Source organism: Iodidimonas nitroreducens (assembly GCA_000710935.1).
Lineage (GTDB): Bacteria > Pseudomonadota > Alphaproteobacteria > Sphingomonadales > Rhodothalassiaceae > Iodidimonas > Iodidimonas nitroreducens.
In genome coordinates this window covers 40,201-55,843 of sequence record BAYV01000004.1, presented here as the reverse complement: position 1 = coordinate 55,843, position 15,643 = coordinate 40,201, and the positions used below count along the sequence as shown (strand labels likewise).

Below are 15,643 nucleotides of genomic sequence, written 5' to 3'. Positions count from 1 at the left end.
TACTCATAGCTGTTGAAGGAATAGTTGAAAATGATTGAGATTTGCTGAAATCCTGACGTCATCCCCAATTTTCAGGGCATCCTGCCGAGATTGTACCATGATGAAATGTGTATCAACCTGTGGCGTTTCAAGGACAAGCCTTTGCACAGGGCCCAAAAGCCGGGCGTCTTTCACCCGCATGATCAGGGCTTCAGGGCTTTGGGAAACGTGCAGGGCCTGCCCCCTGAAATAAATCGAGACATTGGCCCCGTCTTGCAATCCCTTAGCATCAAGATCGCCAAACAAGGTGCGAACACAGCCATTGCGCACGGTGCCTGCCAGCCGATTCGGCGCCCCGAAAAAATTCATCACGAAAGGATCGACGGGATTGAGATACACCTCTTCCGGCGTTCCCGATTGCACGATCTGCCCATCACGCATGATCAGGATGCGATCCGCCACCGCCAAGGCTTCATCGGGATCATGGGTCACGATCAGGGTGGGCACCGCACGGCTTTTCAAAACCTCAACCGCGCGCTGGCGCACATCGGCACGCAAGGTGACATCAAGGCCCGAGAAAGGCTCGTCCATCAGCATCACATGGGGACGCGGGGCCAAAGCCCGGATCAGGGCCACGCGCTGTTGTTGCCCCCCCGATAATTGATGGGGCCAGGCTTTGGCCTCATCAAGCAGTCCCACCTGCGCCAAAAGCTCGTACACCACCGCCTGCCGGTCGCTCCGGCTCATTTTTTTCAAACCAAAGGCAACATTATCGGCCACGGTCAGATGCGGAAACAGCGCAAAATCCTGAAGCACCAAACCGATATGGCGCCGTTCGGGGGGTTCGTGCACCCCGGGGCCTGCCACCTGCCTGCCACCCACATAAACAGATCCTCGGCCTGGCCGTTCCAGCCCCGCCGCAATCCGCAAGGTGGTGGTTTTCCCACAACCCGAGGGCCCGAGCAAACACACAATCTCACCCGCTGCCACGGAAAAGGAGACATCGAGCACCACATCCCGGCCATCATAGGCAAAACCCAAGCCATGAAGATCAAGGGCGAAGCTCATTCCTCATCCTCCGCAAGGTCGGGATCGCCGTTTTTCGCAGCATGACGGGCGATCACCTCCTCAAGATCGGTTTGCCCATCCCCCTCATCATCCGGCGCCATCGCCGCGTCTTCGCGGGCGGATGCTTCCAATCGCGCCAAAGCATCATCAACACTATCGAGCAGGCCCGCCGCCTTCAATTCCGCCAATCCGGGCAGATCATCAATCGACCCGAGGCCAAAATGGGTGAGAAAGGCATCGCTGGTGCCAAACATCAAAGGCCGACCGGGGGAGCGCCGACGCCCCCGGGGCCGCACCCATCCCGCTTCCAGCAAAACATCCAAAGTGCCCCGCGACAGGCCAACGCCCCTTATATCCTCGATATCCGCCCGGGTCACCGGCTGATGATAGGCAATGATCGCCAGAGTTTCCACCGCCGCCCGCGATAATTTGCGCGGTTCGGATACATCCTGACGCAGCAAAAAGGCAAGATCGGATGCCGTGCGAAACTGATAGCCGCCGCCCACCTGCTCCAGACTGATCCCATGCCCGCGATAGCTTGCCTGCAACACGGCCAAAGCCTGCTCCACCGCATCCATCACCGTTCCGGCAGGCAAGCGATCTTGTAATTGCTGCACATTCAAGGGATGCTCGGCGGCAAAAATCAGCGCTTCCACCATCCGCAAAATATCGGGCGATGGCGCATCCTCGGTTTCAGATTGCGGCTTTTCCGTCATCATATCGGCATATCAGCGATCAAATATGGGGCTATGGGCGGGGCGGCGCAGATAAAGCGGGCCATAAGGCTCCATCTGCTGCAATTCGGCCTGACCCGTGCGGGCCAGTTCAAGGCTTGCCACAAACATGCTGGCCAAAGCCGACCGGCGCAAGCGCGGATCATCAATATTCTGCGGCAAAAAATCGCGCAAAGTTGTCCAATTGAAAGCACTGCCCATCAGATCATTCAGCCGCTTGATCGCCTCTTCCAAAGAATAAACCGGGCGCCTTGGGATATGAATGGAGTGCACCGTGGCGCGCACCGAAAGATCGGCATAAGCGCGCAAAAGATCATAAAAGCTCAGATCATAAAGGGCATGACGATCCACCCGCAGCCCTTCGGGGGCGCCCCGGGGATGCACATCACGGCCCAGCCTGTCGTGCCCCATCAGGGCCGCTCCGGCTTCGCGCATGGCATCCAGCCTTTGCAGGCGCATCTGAAGGCGCAGGGCCATCTCTTCGGCGCTTGGCTCGTCTTCATCATCATGGCGAGGCAATAAAAGCCGTGATTTCAAATAGGCAAGCCACGCTGCCATCACCAGATAATCCGCCGCCAATTCCAGCCGCAAACGCCGCGCCCGGGCCATAAAGGCCAGATATTGTTCCACCAGATCAAGGATCGAGATTTTGGCCAGATCAAGCTTTTGACTGCGCGCCAAAAGCAGCAGAACATCAAGCGGGCCCTCAAATCCTTCAACATCAAGAACAAGCGCCTCATCCCCATCATCCGCCCTGTCGCCCGATGGCGGGCGCGGGGCCTTCTCATCCGATGGGGGATAGGAACTCATAATCCCATCCTGATGGTCGCCAAAAGCCCATCATAAAGCCATTGGCTGGGTACCAGCAAAAGCGTGCGCCCCGGATCGAAATCCAGCCCCAATTGCCGGGTGAGCATGGGCAGTAAAAACAGCCCCCCCACCACGATGAAAAGGCCAAAGCGTTCAAGCTGCGCATAGCGCCAGGCCAAGGCATAAGGCAAAAGCCCCACCATCACCCGCCCGCCATCAAGGGGGGGGATGGGCAGCATATTGAAAATGGCGATCAGGCAATTGAAAAACACCATCACATGCAGCATGTTGAGCAGCCAATTGCCAAAGCCGCCCCCGATGCCCCCCGCCACCGGCAACAGCACCGCCGCTATGATGGCCATCACAAGATTGGCCCCCGGCCCCGCCAAAGCCACCAAAATCATATCCCGGCGCGGATGGCGCAGACGGCCAAAATCCACCGGAACCGGCTTTGCATAGCCAAAAGCAAAGCCGGTCAGAACGATCAGGATCAAGGGCAGCAAGACCGTGCCAAAGGGATCGATATGCACCAAAGGATTGGCCGAAACCCGCCCGGCCCGCTTGGCGGTATCATCGCCATTCAATAAGGCCACATAGCCATGGGCCGCTTCATGAAGGGTAATGGCCAGCAACACCGGCAAAACCCACACGGCAATACGGGCGATGATCTCGCCAAATTCCATCACATCCGATCCTTTGCCATCCCGCTCATGACCAGGCCCGGATCAACTGCGAAAGCCGGGCGCTGGCATTATCGAGATCAGCCTCAACCGGCGATGCGATGCGCCCCAGGGCATCTGAAATGCGCCGCGCACTTTCAGAGGAAATCGGCGTCACCGCATCCAGAACCGTCCGGGCCTCGGCCCAATCCCCCGAACAATGCAAGACCAGATCGCAGCCCGCCTCAAGCGCCAGAACGGCGCGTTGGGGCATCGGGCCATCCAGCGCCTTCATAGTGATATCATCGGATAAAAGCACGCCATCAAAACCGATATCGCCCCGGATCACATCTTCGATGCCTTTTTTCGACAAGGTGATGGGCAGATCGGGGTCGATCGCCCCATAGCGGATATGGGCGGTCATCGCCATCGGGGCATCGGCCAAAGCCTCGAAGGGGGCGAAATCGGTTTCGCACAGGCTATCCATATCGGCATCCACAAAAGGCAACGCCAGATGGCTATCGGCCATCGCCCGGCCATGCCCGGGGATATGCTTGATCACCGGCAGCACCCCGGCGGCAATCATCGCATCCATGCTCACCCGCCCCAGGCGGCTCACCATGTCACGATCAGCACTAAAAGCCCGATCACCGATAATATCATGGGCATGGGGCCAGGCAAGATCGAGCACCGGGGCACAATTGACCGTGATCCCCATGGCCCGCAATTCGCTGGAAACCAAGGTGGTGGCCAATTGCAGGGCGGCGGCGGCTTCGATGAAATCTTCGGCGGCGATGCGGCCAAAAAAGGCCGCCGGGGGCATGGCCCGCCAATGGGGTGGGGTGAGCCGGGCCACCCGCCCGCCTTCCTGATCGATCAGCACCAGCGCCTGATCATCCTCGACCGCTGCGCGAAAAGATGCCACCAGATCGCCAAGCTGCGCCGGATCGGCACAATTGCGCCGAAACAGGATCAGCCCCGCCGGGCGTTCTTCGGCAAAAAGGGCTTTTTCCTCTGCGGTCAGTTCAGGACCTGCCGCCCCGACAATGATGGGTTTTCTGCGCGTCACCGGGGTGTCACCACAATACAATTCAAACCAACCGATTTTGCCTCATCACATTTGGCAAGGGCGGCGGATCGATCTGGAAAAGAGCCAAAACGCACGCGATAATAAGTTGCCATATCCCGCTTTGTCTCAACGATTTCAGATGCCAGTCCGCCAAACACCTTGGCATGATCATATTTGGTTTTCACCATCCAGGCCACCGCATCATTTTTCATCCGAAAAGCTGCGATCTGGATCGCCCATAAATCCTTGGGCAGGCCCGCTGAAGCCACTTTAGCAGGATCAGCCGACGCCGTTATCTGGTCAGTTTGAGACGTTTCCTCGGCTTTAGTTTCAGCTTGAACCTCAGCCTCCACCACCTCTGCGGCGCTGGCTTCGCTGATTTCTGCGCTGATTTCTGCGCTGATCTCTGCCGGAGCCTCGGTTTCAAGGGGAGCAATATCGGGGATTTTCGGTTTTTCCAGCGCTGTTTCCGCCCCTGCGCGTAAGGTGACATCGGTGCTCAAGCGCTCCCCGGTCACCCGATTGAACACCAGCTTATCCTGATGGGGCACCTGCATCCCGCCGCGATCTTGCGGTTCGATCTTGGTTGGGCCATCAGGAGCAGACAGCCGCACCACTTCGCCGCCTTGTTCCTGCTGATCATAAAGCATCCAGATCAGCCCCCCAAAAAGGGCGATCACACCCAAAGACAAAGCCGCCAGCAAGGGCTTTGGGATCAACGCGAAAATGGCCGCGATGCCTTGGGCGGGCGGTTCGGCCACCGCTTCATCCACGGGCTGAAGCCATGGCGGCGTTTGCTCTTTGGCTCGTTCATTGGCCGCTTCATCGGCCGGTGCGTCATTATCATTTACCATCGCACATCCATCGGGCCTTTGGCCCCTCCCCAAATATATCAGTGCATTTCATCAAGCGGTTCAACGCCCAAAACAGCAAGGCCCGAAGCGATCACCAATCCCGTAGCCCGTACCAAAGCAAGGCGCGCAAGGCTCAGATCTTCATGATCTTCCAAAATGAACCGACGCCCCGGATCATCATTACCCTGATTGTAAAGGCTATGAAAATCGGATGCCACGTCGGAAAGATAAAAAGCAACGCGATGGGCCTCATGGGCGACTGCCGCCGTTTCGATCAAACGCGGCCAAAGCGCCAAACGCTGGATCAGGGCGATTTCTGCCGGGGTTTGCAAAAGGCCAAGATCGGCGCTTTCGAGTGCCGCATCATCAAAACACGCATGGGGAAACGTGTCCTCGCCCTTGCGCAAAGCCGATTGCACCCGGGCATGGGCATATTGCACATAAAAGACGGGGTTATCTTTCGATTGCTCTTTGACTTTGGTGAAATCGAAATCCAAAGTCGCATCATTCTTGCGCATCAGCATCATGAAGCGCACAGCACCTGCGCCCACCTCATCCACCACTTCGCGCAAGGTGATGAAGGTGCCCGCCCGTTTCGACATCTTCACCGGTTCGCCATTGCGAAAAAGCCGCACAAGCTGGCAAAAGCGCACATCATAAATGGCCTTGCCCCCCGATAGCGCCTTCACCGCGGCTTCCATGCGCTTGGCATAGCCTGCATGATCGGCCCCCAAAACCAGCACCATATGATTGAAGCCACGGATGAATTTATCATAATGATAGGCAATATCGGCGGCAAAATAGGTGTAGCTGCCATCCGATTTTTTCAACGGCCTGTCGCTATCATCGCCAAAGCGGCTGGCCCGAAACAGGGTTTGCGGCCGGGGTTCCCAATCTTCGAGCTTTTTGCCCTTGGGGGGTTCTAAAACCCCTTCATAAACATAGCCTTCCTTTTCCAGCCAGGCGATGGTTTCATCGATGCGGCCCGATTGATGCAGGCTGCGTTCCGAAAAAAACACCTCATGGGTGATCCCCAAGGCCGCCAGATCCTCGCGGATCATGGCCATCATCGCCTCGGTGGCAAAGCTGCGGATCGGCTCCAGCCACATATCCGAGGGCTGATCAAGCCAGGCATCCCCATGGAGTTCGGCCAGGGCCTGCCCCACGGGCACCAGATAATCGCCGGGATAAAGGCCTTCGGGGATGCTATCGACCGCGCGCCCCCGGGCTTCGCAATAGCGCAGATAGGCCGATTGCGCCAAAACATCGATCTGGCTGCCCGCATCATTATTATAATATTCCCGGGTCACGCTGAACCCGGCTTTTGCCAGAAGATTGGCCAAAGCATCGCCCACCACGGCCCCGCGCACATGGCCCACATGCATTGGACCGGTGGGATTGGCCGAGACATATTCCACATTCACAGCCCCCCCGGCCCCCATGGATGAGGAACCAAAATCGGTCCCCACCCGCAAGATGGCGGCCAAAGCGCGCTGCCAGAAGGCTTGGGAAAAGCGCAGATTGATAAAGCCCGGTCCAGCCACATCCACCTCCACCACATCGGGCACCCTGCGCAATCTGGCCGATAGATCCTCGGCGATCTGGCGGGGATTTTTGCCCGCCGGTTTGGCCAGCACCAAAGCCGCATTGCTGGCCACATCCCCATGATCGGGATCGCGGGGCGGTTCTGCGGTGACCGGGCCGAGATCAAGGTCCGGGGGCAAAAAGCCTTCCGCCGCGCTTTCCTTGATGGCGGTGGTCAAAAGGCTTTGGAAATGTGCGAATACATTCATATGTGAATTGCCGATATGGTAAAGAGTTTTTCATGATCGCGCAGGGCGAAACGATCGGTCATGCCGCCGATAAAATCGGCAACCGCCCGCGCCGTTTCGGTGCTGTTGGGCCCATGGGCGCGCCGGGCCCATTCAGCAGGCAAAAGCTCAGGCTCGCTCATATACAAATCAAACAGATCGCGCACCACCCTTTTTGCCTTGGATGTGGTGCGCCGCACCGAGCGATGCCGATACATATTGTGAAACAAAAAAGCCCGCAAGCCATTCACCGCCTGCTGCATCTCATCGGAAAAGCCGATCACCGCATGGCCTGCCGCACGGATATCTTCCACCGAAGCCGGATCAAGCGCCGCGATCCGCGCTTGTGATTCGGCCAAAATATCATCGGTCATCCGCCCGATCAGGCGGCGCACCAATTCATGAATGCGCACGCTTTGGGGGTGATCGGGATAGGCTTTGTCGATCTCGTGCAGGCTTTCGGCCACAAAGGGAACAGCGGCGAGATCATCAAGGGAAAACAGCCCCGCCCGCAAACCATCATCGATATCGTGATTATTATAGGCCACATCATCGGCAATGGCGGCCACCTGCGCTTCGGCACCCGGCCAGCTATGCAATTCCAGATCCTGCACGGGCAGATAATCGCGAAAGCCAAAGGGCAAGGCGGCGGGGGGATGCGCCGGATCGATGGGGCTTTCCACCAGGGGGCCATTATGCTTGGCCAAACCTTCAAGGGTTTCCCAACACAGATTGAGCCCATCGAAAGCGGCATAGCGGCGTTCAAGGCTGGTCACCAGCCGCAGGGTCTGGGCATTATGATCAAAGCCTTCATAAGGGGCCATGGCCTGATCCAATGCGGTTTCGCCCGCATGGCCAAAAGGCGGATGGCCCAGATCATGGGCCAGCGCCAGCGCTTCGGCCAGATCTTCATTCAGCCGCAAAGACCGCGCCAAGGCCCGGGCGATCTGGGAAACTTCGATGCTGTGGGTGAGCCGGGTTCGGAAATGATCGCCTTCATGATACACGAAAACCTGCGTTTTGTGTTTCAACCGGCGAAAGGCCGAAGAATGGATGATGCGATCCCGATCCCTTTGGAAAACCGAGCGCGTGGCGCTTTCGCCCTCGGGCACAAGGCGGCCACGGCTTTGGCTGCCCCGTGATGCATAGGGGGCCAGCAAAATTTCCATCGCCAGATGCGGCGCGTTTTGGTGCGAACTGCTCATCCGCCATGCTTATCGGCTCTTTCGCCGGGGCGCAATCCATCTGGTGCCCATCAGATGCCCATCAGATACATTGACAGATGGCATCGAAACCCTAAATCTAGGGTGAGATGCTTTGCTGTACACTGATCCTGCAATAGAGGTGAAACCCGACCATGGCTGATGCGCCCGCCCCCGTGACCCTGACCGAAAAAGCTGCCAGCCGGCTCAAGCAGATGATTGCCAGCGAAGGCGAAGATGGCCTGGCCTTTCGCATTTCGGTGGCGGGCGGCGGCTGTTCAGGCTTCAGCTATAAATTCGATCTGGCCAAAGAGTCCGAACCCGGCGATATCGCATCCAATCAGCATGGGGTGAAGGTTTTGGTGGATGATATGTCCCTGCTTTATGTGCTGGGGGCGCAGGTGGATTATGTTGAAGATCTGATCGGCGCGTCCTTTCAGGTCAAAAATCCCAATGCCGAATCATCCTGCGGCTGCGGATCATCTTTTTCGGTGTGATCACCTGACCCTAAATCCGATAAAACGATCCCACCCCCGAAAGCATCACATTGAAAGCAAGGCTGATCCGCTCACCGCCTTTGGTGGGGGTTTCATAGCCATGACGGATCTGGCTGGGAAAAAGATAGCAAATCCCCGATTGCGATGGATAGGCGATGCGATTGGCAGTGAAGATATTTTGCTGCTTTGAGGCAATCGCCAGATAAGGTTGCGTGTTGATTTCCGGCTTTTCAAACATCAAAGGCGCGCTGTTCTGGCGATCCGCCTTCAGATAATAAACCCCGCTTAATATCGAATTGCCATGCTGATGCATCCGCTGATAGCCGCCTTCAGGAGCCCGGTTGACCCACGCATGAACGATGGAAAAGGCTTCATAATCATAGCAATACACATGATCGAGACAATCTTTCACACAGCCATCGAGAAATTTCGCCAAAGCCCGGAAGCGATCTTCCTTCAAGATATTACGGTTCTGGCTGGTTGATTCCGTGATCGAGCCAAAATTCGGCTCATAGTGCAGATCATCCACCGCTATCGCCTTGTGATCAGGATTTTCATAGCGAACCACCGCGCCTGCCGGAAAAATGGGCCGCACATCGCCTTTTGGTTTTGGGGTGTTTTCGGGCTGGGACATGGGCCGTCTCCTCATCTTCCAAGGGTTGTATTTCCACAAGGCTCTGCCTATCAAATGTTTCTTATCGTGCTTCATGATCCGCGCAAAGGATAAATGGTGCACAAAGCTGTTTTTCCCCAGCCTTTTTCCCCGGTCTTTTTCTTTGGCTTTTTTTCCAAATATCGCCGGGCTGTGATATGGCCTTGGCTTGACAAGCGGCCCCACCGGGGCGATCACAGGTCTATCGCATCCCCTGCCCCGAAAAGGCCCTGCTTTTATGTCGAAAAAGGCTGATCCATCCCATCCGCTTTATGGTGCCAATCTTGCAACGCTGTGGACCGTGTGGCGACGTTCGGGCGGGCTTGCCCCCCATGCCCGGATGAAAATGCTGGCCGCATTCGGGGCAGCACTGGGGCGGCTGCCTTTTTCCCTGATCGAGCGCGGCACCTTGGCCCTGCGCCCCAAAGCTGGAGATCATCAGGCACCGATTTTTATTTTGGGGCATTGGCGATCAGGCACGACCCATCTTTATAATGTGCTCTCGAAATCTGATCGCTTTGGCTATGTTTCCCCCTTTGCCACTGCTTTGCCATGGGATTTTCTGCTTTTGGGCCGGGCGCTCGAACCATTGCTCGTGAAAAAGCTGCCAGAACATCGCTATATTGATCGGGTGCGGGTGGATGCGGATTCTCCGCAGGAAGATGAAATCGCCCTCGCCAATATGTCGGCGCTGTCTTTTTATCACGGGCTTTATTATCCCCAAAAATTTGACGACTATTTCCAATCGGGGGTGTTTCTTGATGGTGTAAGCGCTAAGGAACGCACCCAATGGGAAGGCATTTTGCGTCTGTTTTATAAAAAGCTCTCCATCGCCCAACCGGGCCGCCAGCTTTTGATCAAAAATCCGGTTTATACTGCGCGCCCGGCCCAATTGCGCGCCCTGTGGCCGGATGCCAAATTCATCCACATCCATCGCAATCCGGCGAAGGTGTTTTTATCCATGCGCAATTTCTATCAAGCCCTGTTTGCGCAATTTGCCCTGCAGGATTACGGGCATCTGGATATCGATGAGATCATTTTGGCGACCTATGATCGGATGATGCACAATCTGCGCCGGGAAACCGCCGATCTGCCCGCCCATCAATTTCATGAATTAAGCTTTGATGCTTTCCAGGCCGATCCCATGGCTGAAATCGGCCATATTTATGATCGCCTCGACATGGATGGTTTTGCTGCCGCCCGCCCGGTGTTTGAACGCTATCTTGGCTCGGTTGCCGATTATCAGAAAAACAGCTTCACCGCCCCGCCTGATCTGCGCCAGAAACTGATGGATCGCTGGGGCGACCATATCCGCCATTGGGGTTATGAGGATGCGCTTTGATGCGGGGCCGGCATAGGGCTTTGACTGTGATGCTCTCCCTTGTCCTTGCCGCATGCGATCAGCCTGATGCGCCGCTCTTGCCTTATGGTGCAAGCCATTGCCGTTCGCTCGCCCTTCATGATGAAGATGGGCGCCTTGTTGTCGGCGTGGAAGATATGGCCGTTGATCATCAGCGCGGCATGCTTTATCTGGCCGCCTATAACCGCCGCATCGCCCTTGATGAAACGCCCGCGCCATCCCTTTATCCCGGCGGCCTGCTGGCTTTGGCGCTTGATGATCTTGAAAAGGGCGGCGAAAGCCTGACGGTGACATCTCTGACGCGCGCAGATCATGATGCCATGCGCCCCCATGGGCTGGATTTATGGATCGGCCAAAATGGGGATGGGAATGGGGATAGGAATGGGAATGGGAATGCGGATCATAAGCGGATTTTATACAGCATCGATCGCGCGCCTTATCATGACAGCCGGGGCAGGCTGATCACGGATCAGCCCCGGATCATCGCCTTGGGCCTTGATGAAAGCGGCACCTTGATCACTCATATCACCCATCAATCCTTTATCGGCACGGGGCTGTGCCATCCCAATATGGTTGTGGCTTTGGCCCCGGATCGCCTGCTCATCAGCAATGATCTGGCAAGCTGCAGCAAAAGCGGGCGCTGGGCCGATCAGATGTTCAACCGAGCCAATGGTGCGGTGGCCCTGCTCGATGCCCAAGGCGCCACCAAACTGCGTGATGATCTTGCTTTCGCCAATGGCCTTGCCGTCGCCGATCTTGATGGCAGGCCCCATCTGATCATCGCGGAAACCCGGGGCAAAAACCTGCGCATCCTTGATCTGGGCGATGTCCGAAATCCCGCTCCCGCCCCTGCTCTCGCTCCCGCCCCTGCTCTCGCTGGCCTGCCCAAGCTGATTGCGCTTGCTGCCGCCCCCGATAATATCAACCGTGGCGATGATGGGGCCTTTTATATCGCCGCCCTTGATCATCTGTTGTCCTATGCCCTTTTTCGCGCCTTCAATGCCCCCTTCAGCCAGCCTGACAGCATCATTTATCGCTTGGAACTGACGGCTGATGGCAGGGTGCATCTCAGCAAAGTGCTGAAGATCGATGGCAAGGTTTTTCCCGGGGCCACAAGTGCTGTGAAAAGCGGATCGCATCTGATCATGGGGTCGGCCTTTGGCGAGGGACTGGCCATCTGCACGCTCCATTCCGCCAAGGAAAAAACGACGATGGGCCAAGGAGATAAGCCATGAATGGGCCTGTTTTAATCACCGGCGGCGCGGGTTTTATCGGCAGCAGCCTTGCCCGGCAGGTGCATCAACTTGGGGCTGATGTGCGTGTGCTTGATCCCGCTGCCCGCCCCGATCTTTTGCCACCCGATCTTTTGCCAAAAGGCGTGATCGGTCATCCCGGTTCGATCCTTGATCAAGATGCCCTGATGAACGCCATGAAGGGCTGCGAAACGGTTTATCATCTGGCCGCCAATGCCCGGCTTTGGGCGGCTGATCCCGGGCTTTATGAGCAGATCAATCATCAGGGCACGGCCCGGGTGATTGCCGCGGCCAAGGCCCTTGGGGTGCGGCGGCTGATTGCCACCTCCACCGCCCTGATCCTGCGCGATTGGCGCGATCCCAATCCCGAACCGATCAGCGAACATGATCCCAAACCGCCGCTGGAATCCATGCCCGGCCCCTATAGCCGATCCAAATGGCTGGCCGATGAAGCCTTGCGCCGGGCCATGGGCGGATCGCTGGACATCCTGATCCTTTATCCCACGGTGCCCATGGGGCCGCCCGATCATTTCGCAACCGAACCAACCGATATGATCAAAGGGTTTTTGCACCATCCACCCCCCGCTTATCTGGAGATGGGGCTCAATCTGATCGATGTGGATCAAACCGCAAAAGCGCATCTGGCCGCAGCCCAAAATGCCCCGGATGGCAGCCGTTTTGTGCTGGCGGGCGAGACCATCGGCTTTGGGGCCATGCTTGATCATCTCGCGCAGATCAGCGACCGCCCGATGCCCCGCAAAACCATCCCCTATTGGCTGGCGGCGATGGCCGGCCATGGGGGCAACATCATCAGCCGACTGAACGGCAAAGCCCCCGCCGCTTCGGTGGAAGGGGTGCGGGCGGCGCGATTTTTCCGCCGCTATGATAGCAGCCTTGCCCGCGCCCTGCTGCATTGGCAGCCGCTGCCTGCCAGCCAGATTTTAAGGCGCACGGCTGAGGCTATTCTTGATCCAAAGGGCTGATCCGCGCAAATAAAGCCATTTGCGATGGCCCGCCCAAAAGCGGATGGGCCCCGCCCAATGGCTTTAAATCCACAGCATAGCCATGGCGTTTGGCCACCCCACGGGCCCAGGCGGCAAAGCGGGCACGATCCCACTCAAAGCGATGATCGGGATGGCGAAAACGATGGGGCGGCACCCCCAGCAAATCATTGAATTCGCTATTGGGGGTGGTGATGATGATCCAGCGCGGGGCAAAATCATGAAATAATCGGCGCTCAAGGCGCGAAAGATCGGCGGGATCAAGATGCTCGATGGTTTCCAGCATCACCGCCAGATCAAATCCCTGCCAGCGCTGATCGGCATCCAGCATCGATCCTTTGGCAAGGGTGACGCGATCACGATCTTTTTGCGGCAGGGCGGACAGCGTCTGGCGCAGGCGGCGGATCGCCTCTTCCCCCACATCCATCCCGGCGAGCTTTTCAATCACCGGATATTTCAGCAATTCAAGGATCAAAACCCCATCGCCGCAGCCCATATCCAGCACCGACCGCGCGCCCAAGGCCAAAATGTCCGCCACCAGCTGATCAAGGCGGGCCAGATGCAGCTCCGTGCTCATTGCCCTGCCTTTTTGAGAAAAACCACATCCTTCGCCGGGCTGTGGCAGCATAGCCCAAAGCGATCGGCCAGAACGTGAAAACTGCGCAGGCGATAGAAAATCACATGGGTTGGATCGCGGCGATAATGCCATTGGGCAAAGCGGGCATCATCGGTTTGAAAACAGGTCATGATCGCCAAAACCCCCTGAGGTGCCAACAGCTTCACAAGCTGATCGAACACCTGAGCCGGGCGATAAAGATGCTCGGCCACTTCGGTGCAGCAGATGATATCATAAGCCCCCGCCTTTTCCCCCGGATCGATGGCCGCCTGATCGGGATGGAAAAAAGGATCATAAAGGGCGCAATGATGGCCTGCTTCCTTGATCATCATCGCCAAAGCCGGACCGGGGCCGCAGCCAAAATCAAGGGCCTGAAGGGGCCTCTCAGCTAAACTTTGGCCAGCGGGGTTTTGATCCAGATAAGCCAGCAAGGGATCGAGAAGCCGGGCTAAAAAGCGGCGATAGCCGGGATCATCCACGTCATTTTCATGCTGATCATAATGGGCTTTTTCGGCCATGGGCGGCAAATGATGGCGCGGATGTAAAAACCGGATCTCGCACTGCTCGCAGGCATGATAGGCTTGGCCCTCGATCTCGATGAAGGGCATCGCCCCGGCCATACCGCAAAGCGGGCAGGCTATCGCCTCATCCTTTTTGGATTTGTGCATAAACCTCATCCAGCCCCTGCGCCAGGGCCGAAACGATCCGGTCGATTTCCGCCTCGGTAATGATGAAGGGCGGGCAGATCACCAAAGAATTGCCCGTGGGGCGAATGATCACCCCCTTCATCAGCACGGCATTGGCGATATGGCTGCATAATCCCATCTCCAAAGGATAGGCGCTGCGGCTTTGACGATCGCGCACCAGTTCGATCCCGGCCAAAAGGCCGATGCCCCTGATTTCACCCACCAAAGGATGATCGCCAATGATGGATGCCAAAGCCCGGTGCAGAATGGCCCCGGATTGACCGGCTTTTTCCACCAGATGTTCGCGTTCGATGATCACCAGATTTTCATGGGCCACCGCACAGGCCACGGGATGGCCCGATGTGGTGAACCCATGCTGAAAGGCGCCGCCCTGATCCAGCACCAGATCGGCAATAGGATCTGCGACCACCGCCGCCGCCAGAGGCATATAGCCCGAAGTCAGGCCCTTTGCCAGAGTCATGAAATCGGCTTCAAAGCCATAATGATTTTGGGCAAACCAATGGCCGGTGCGGCCAAATCCGGTCACCACCTCATCGGCGATCAGCAAAATGCCTTCTTCCTTGCAGATGGCGGAAATCTCCGGCCAATAGCTCGATGGCGGCATGATCACGCCCGATGTCACCTGTATAGGCTCGGCAATGAAGGCGGCAACCTGATCGCGCCCCAATTCCATGATTTTAGCCTTCAAAGCGGCGGCGGCTTTGCGGCCATAGGCTTCAGGATCAAGATCACCCCCCAAACGATACCAATAAGGGGCTTCGATATGGCTGATGCCGGGCATGGGCAGGCCGAAAGCCTGATGCATCACCGGCAGGCCATTCAGGCTGGTGGTGAGCATGGTGGAGCCATGATAGGCGTAATCCCGGGCGATGATATGCTGACGCTCTGGTGCGCCTTTAAGCCGCCAATAGGCGCGCACACATTTCAGGATGGTTTCATTGGCTTCCGAACCGGAATTGGCAAAAAACACCCGATTGAGCGATCCCGGCGCCAGTTCGGCGATCCGTGCCGACAAGGCCGCGGCATGGGGATTGGTGACCGCCTGAAAGCTGTGATAATAGGCCAGATCGCGCATCGCCGCGCTGGCTGCTTGTGCCAGTTCCGGGCGGCCATAGCCCACATTTACGCAGGCCAAACCCGCCATTGCATCCAGAAGTGCCAGATCCCCTTCACCATAAAGGGTGGAGCCTGATGCCCGTTCGGCGATGAACGCCCCCGATTGGGCCAGCGCCTGATGATCGGTAAAGGGGTGAATATGATGCCGCCGATCCCCCTCACGCAGAATCTGGCGCTGCTGCGCGCGCTGTTCGGGGCTTGGTGCTGTGGGCACGGCTGATGTTTTATGCTGAGAGGCCATGACGATCCTTTTTC

16 protein-coding genes are annotated in these 15,643 nt (G+C 57.3%); 4 read left to right on the top strand and 12 right to left on the bottom strand.

What is annotated here, in order from left to right; all coding sequences use genetic code 11:
* Positions 1-3 precede the first annotated feature (3 nt).
* The 8 genes from AQ1_RS01430 to AQ1_RS01395 are packed head-to-tail and all read right to left on the bottom strand — an operon-like array spanning position 4 to position 8,189.
* Positions 4-1,047, bottom strand: coding sequence for an ABC transporter ATP-binding protein (locus tag AQ1_RS01430; protein WP_042083269.1), 1,044 nt, complete (start codon positions 1,045-1,047; stop codon positions 4-6).
* The gene (scpB, locus tag AQ1_RS01425) at positions 1,044-1,766 is read right to left on the bottom strand and encodes an SMC-Scp complex subunit ScpB (RefSeq protein WP_042083268.1); all 723 of its coding nucleotides are present in this window, start codon (positions 1,764-1,766) and stop codon (positions 1,044-1,046) included. The genes AQ1_RS01430 and scpB overlap by 4 nt, the downstream gene beginning before the upstream one ends.
* Positions 1,767-1,775: 9 nt before the next feature.
* Positions 1,776-2,591 carry a segregation and condensation protein A gene (locus tag AQ1_RS01420; protein ID WP_042083266.1) on the bottom strand — a complete coding sequence of 272 codons (816 nt, stop codon included), beginning with the start codon at positions 2,589-2,591 and terminating at the stop codon, positions 1,776-1,778.
* Positions 2,588-3,274, bottom strand: a complete 687-nt coding sequence (locus AQ1_RS01415; protein WP_042083265.1) for a site-2 protease family protein — start codon at positions 3,272-3,274, stop codon at positions 2,588-2,590. Before AQ1_RS01415 ends, AQ1_RS01420 begins: the two co-directional genes overlap by 4 nt.
* Positions 3,275-3,299: 25 nt before the next feature.
* The gene (nagZ, locus tag AQ1_RS01410) at positions 3,300-4,319 is read right to left on the bottom strand and encodes a beta-N-acetylhexosaminidase (protein ID WP_042083264.1); all 1,020 of its coding nucleotides are present in this window, start codon (positions 4,317-4,319) and stop codon (positions 3,300-3,302) included.
* A complete protein-coding gene (locus AQ1_RS01405; protein WP_042083263.1) occupies positions 4,316-5,173 on the bottom strand; it encodes an SPOR domain-containing protein in 858 nt (285 codons plus the stop codon). The genes nagZ and AQ1_RS01405 overlap by 4 nt, the downstream gene beginning before the upstream one ends.
* Before the next feature lie 38 nt (positions 5,174-5,211).
* The gene (gene argS / locus AQ1_RS01400) at positions 5,212-6,966 is read right to left on the bottom strand and encodes an arginine--tRNA ligase (protein WP_042083260.1); all 1,755 of its coding nucleotides are present in this window, start codon (positions 6,964-6,966) and stop codon (positions 5,212-5,214) included.
* Positions 6,963-8,189: a deoxyguanosinetriphosphate triphosphohydrolase gene (locus AQ1_RS01395; RefSeq protein WP_313979179.1), complete on the bottom strand. Its 1,227-nt coding sequence runs from the start codon at positions 8,187-8,189 to the stop codon at positions 6,963-6,965. The genes argS and AQ1_RS01395 overlap by 4 nt, the downstream gene beginning before the upstream one ends.
* Positions 8,190-8,341: 152 nt before the next feature.
* On the opposite strand from AQ1_RS01395, the gene erpA reads away from it, so the two are divergent.
* Positions 8,342-8,683: an iron-sulfur cluster insertion protein ErpA gene (gene erpA / locus AQ1_RS01390; protein ID WP_042083255.1), complete on the top strand. Its 342-nt coding sequence runs from the start codon at positions 8,342-8,344 to the stop codon at positions 8,681-8,683.
* Between the two features lie 10 nt (positions 8,684-8,693).
* Here erpA and AQ1_RS14320 read toward each other — a convergent pair whose 3' ends face one another.
* Positions 8,694-9,317 (bottom strand): TIGR02466 family protein, encoded by a 624-nt coding sequence (locus AQ1_RS14320; protein WP_052370712.1) that lies wholly within the window; start codon positions 9,315-9,317, stop codon positions 8,694-8,696.
* Positions 9,318-9,573: 256 nt separating this feature from the next.
* Between AQ1_RS14320 and AQ1_RS01380 the strand changes: the two genes are divergently transcribed.
* The 3 genes from AQ1_RS01380 to AQ1_RS01370 are packed head-to-tail and all read left to right on the top strand — an operon-like array spanning position 9,574 to position 12,931.
* Positions 9,574-10,677: a sulfotransferase family protein gene (locus tag AQ1_RS01380; RefSeq protein ID WP_042083338.1), complete on the top strand. Its 1,104-nt coding sequence runs from the start codon at positions 9,574-9,576 to the stop codon at positions 10,675-10,677.
* Between the two features lie 29 nt (positions 10,678-10,706).
* A complete protein-coding gene (locus AQ1_RS01375) occupies positions 10,707-11,930 on the top strand; it encodes a hypothetical protein (protein WP_152550370.1) in 1,224 nt (407 codons plus the stop codon).
* Positions 11,927-12,931 (top strand): NAD-dependent epimerase/dehydratase family protein, encoded by a 1,005-nt coding sequence (locus tag AQ1_RS01370; protein WP_052370709.1) that lies wholly within the window; start codon positions 11,927-11,929, stop codon positions 12,929-12,931. The genes AQ1_RS01375 and AQ1_RS01370 overlap by 4 nt, the downstream gene beginning before the upstream one ends.
* On the opposite strand, the gene AQ1_RS01365 is transcribed toward AQ1_RS01370, so the two are convergent.
* From AQ1_RS01365 to AQ1_RS01355, 3 genes are read right to left on the bottom strand one after another with little or no spacing between them, the layout of a single operon-like run.
* Positions 12,909-13,526, bottom strand: a complete 618-nt coding sequence (locus tag AQ1_RS01365; protein WP_042083249.1) for a methyltransferase — start codon at positions 13,524-13,526, stop codon at positions 12,909-12,911. The two genes, AQ1_RS01370 and AQ1_RS01365, sit on opposite strands and share 23 nt — an antisense overlap.
* Positions 13,523-14,233 carry a class I SAM-dependent methyltransferase gene (locus AQ1_RS01360; RefSeq protein WP_313979169.1) on the bottom strand — a complete coding sequence of 237 codons (711 nt, stop codon included), beginning with the start codon at positions 14,231-14,233 and terminating at the stop codon, positions 13,523-13,525. Before AQ1_RS01360 ends, AQ1_RS01365 begins: the two co-directional genes overlap by 4 nt.
* Positions 14,211-15,629 (bottom strand): aminotransferase, encoded by a 1,419-nt coding sequence (locus tag AQ1_RS01355; protein ID WP_042083245.1) that lies wholly within the window; start codon positions 15,627-15,629, stop codon positions 14,211-14,213. The genes AQ1_RS01360 and AQ1_RS01355 overlap by 23 nt, the downstream gene beginning before the upstream one ends.
* Positions 15,630-15,643: the final 14 nt, after the last annotated feature.

Bases quoted from the DNA above. Each gene is read 5' to 3' on its own strand.
- AQ1_RS01420 (WP_042083266.1), bottom strand. From the start codon at position 2,591: ATGAGTTCCTATCCCCCATCGGATGAGAAGGCCCCGCGCCCGCCATCG.
- AQ1_RS14320 (WP_052370712.1), bottom strand. From the start codon at position 9,317: ATGTCCCAGCCCGAAAACACCCCAAAACCAAAAGGCGATGTGCGGCCC.
- AQ1_RS01360 (WP_313979169.1), bottom strand. From the start codon at position 14,233: ATGCACAAATCCAAAAAGGATGAGGCGATAGCCTGCCCGCTTTGCGGT.
- AQ1_RS01415 (WP_042083265.1), bottom strand. From the start codon at position 3,274: ATGGAATTTGGCGAGATCATCGCCCGTATTGCCGTGTGGGTTTTGCCG.
- AQ1_RS01365 (WP_042083249.1), bottom strand. From the start codon at position 13,526: ATGAGCACGGAGCTGCATCTGGCCCGCCTTGATCAGCTGGTGGCGGAC.
- scpB (WP_042083268.1), bottom strand. From the start codon at position 1,766: ATGATGACGGAAAAGCCGCAATCTGAAACCGAGGATGCGCCATCGCCC.
- AQ1_RS01355 (WP_042083245.1), bottom strand. From the start codon at position 15,629: ATGGCCTCTCAGCATAAAACATCAGCCGTGCCCACAGCACCAAGCCCC.
- erpA (WP_042083255.1), top strand. From the start codon at position 8,342: ATGGCTGATGCGCCCGCCCCCGTGACCCTGACCGAAAAAGCTGCCAGC.
- AQ1_RS01405 (WP_042083263.1), bottom strand. From the start codon at position 5,173: ATGGTAAATGATAATGACGCACCGGCCGATGAAGCGGCCAATGAACGA.
- AQ1_RS01370 (WP_052370709.1), top strand. From the start codon at position 11,927: ATGAATGGGCCTGTTTTAATCACCGGCGGCGCGGGTTTTATCGGCAGC.
- AQ1_RS01380 (WP_042083338.1), top strand. From the start codon at position 9,574: ATGTCGAAAAAGGCTGATCCATCCCATCCGCTTTATGGTGCCAATCTT.
- AQ1_RS01375 (WP_152550370.1), top strand. From the start codon at position 10,707: ATGCTCTCCCTTGTCCTTGCCGCATGCGATCAGCCTGATGCGCCGCTC.
- AQ1_RS01395 (WP_313979179.1), bottom strand. From the start codon at position 8,189: ATGAGCAGTTCGCACCAAAACGCGCCGCATCTGGCGATGGAAATTTTG.
- AQ1_RS01430 (WP_042083269.1), bottom strand. From the start codon at position 1,047: ATGAGCTTCGCCCTTGATCTTCATGGCTTGGGTTTTGCCTATGATGGC.
- argS (WP_042083260.1), bottom strand. From the start codon at position 6,966: ATGAATGTATTCGCACATTTCCAAAGCCTTTTGACCACCGCCATCAAG.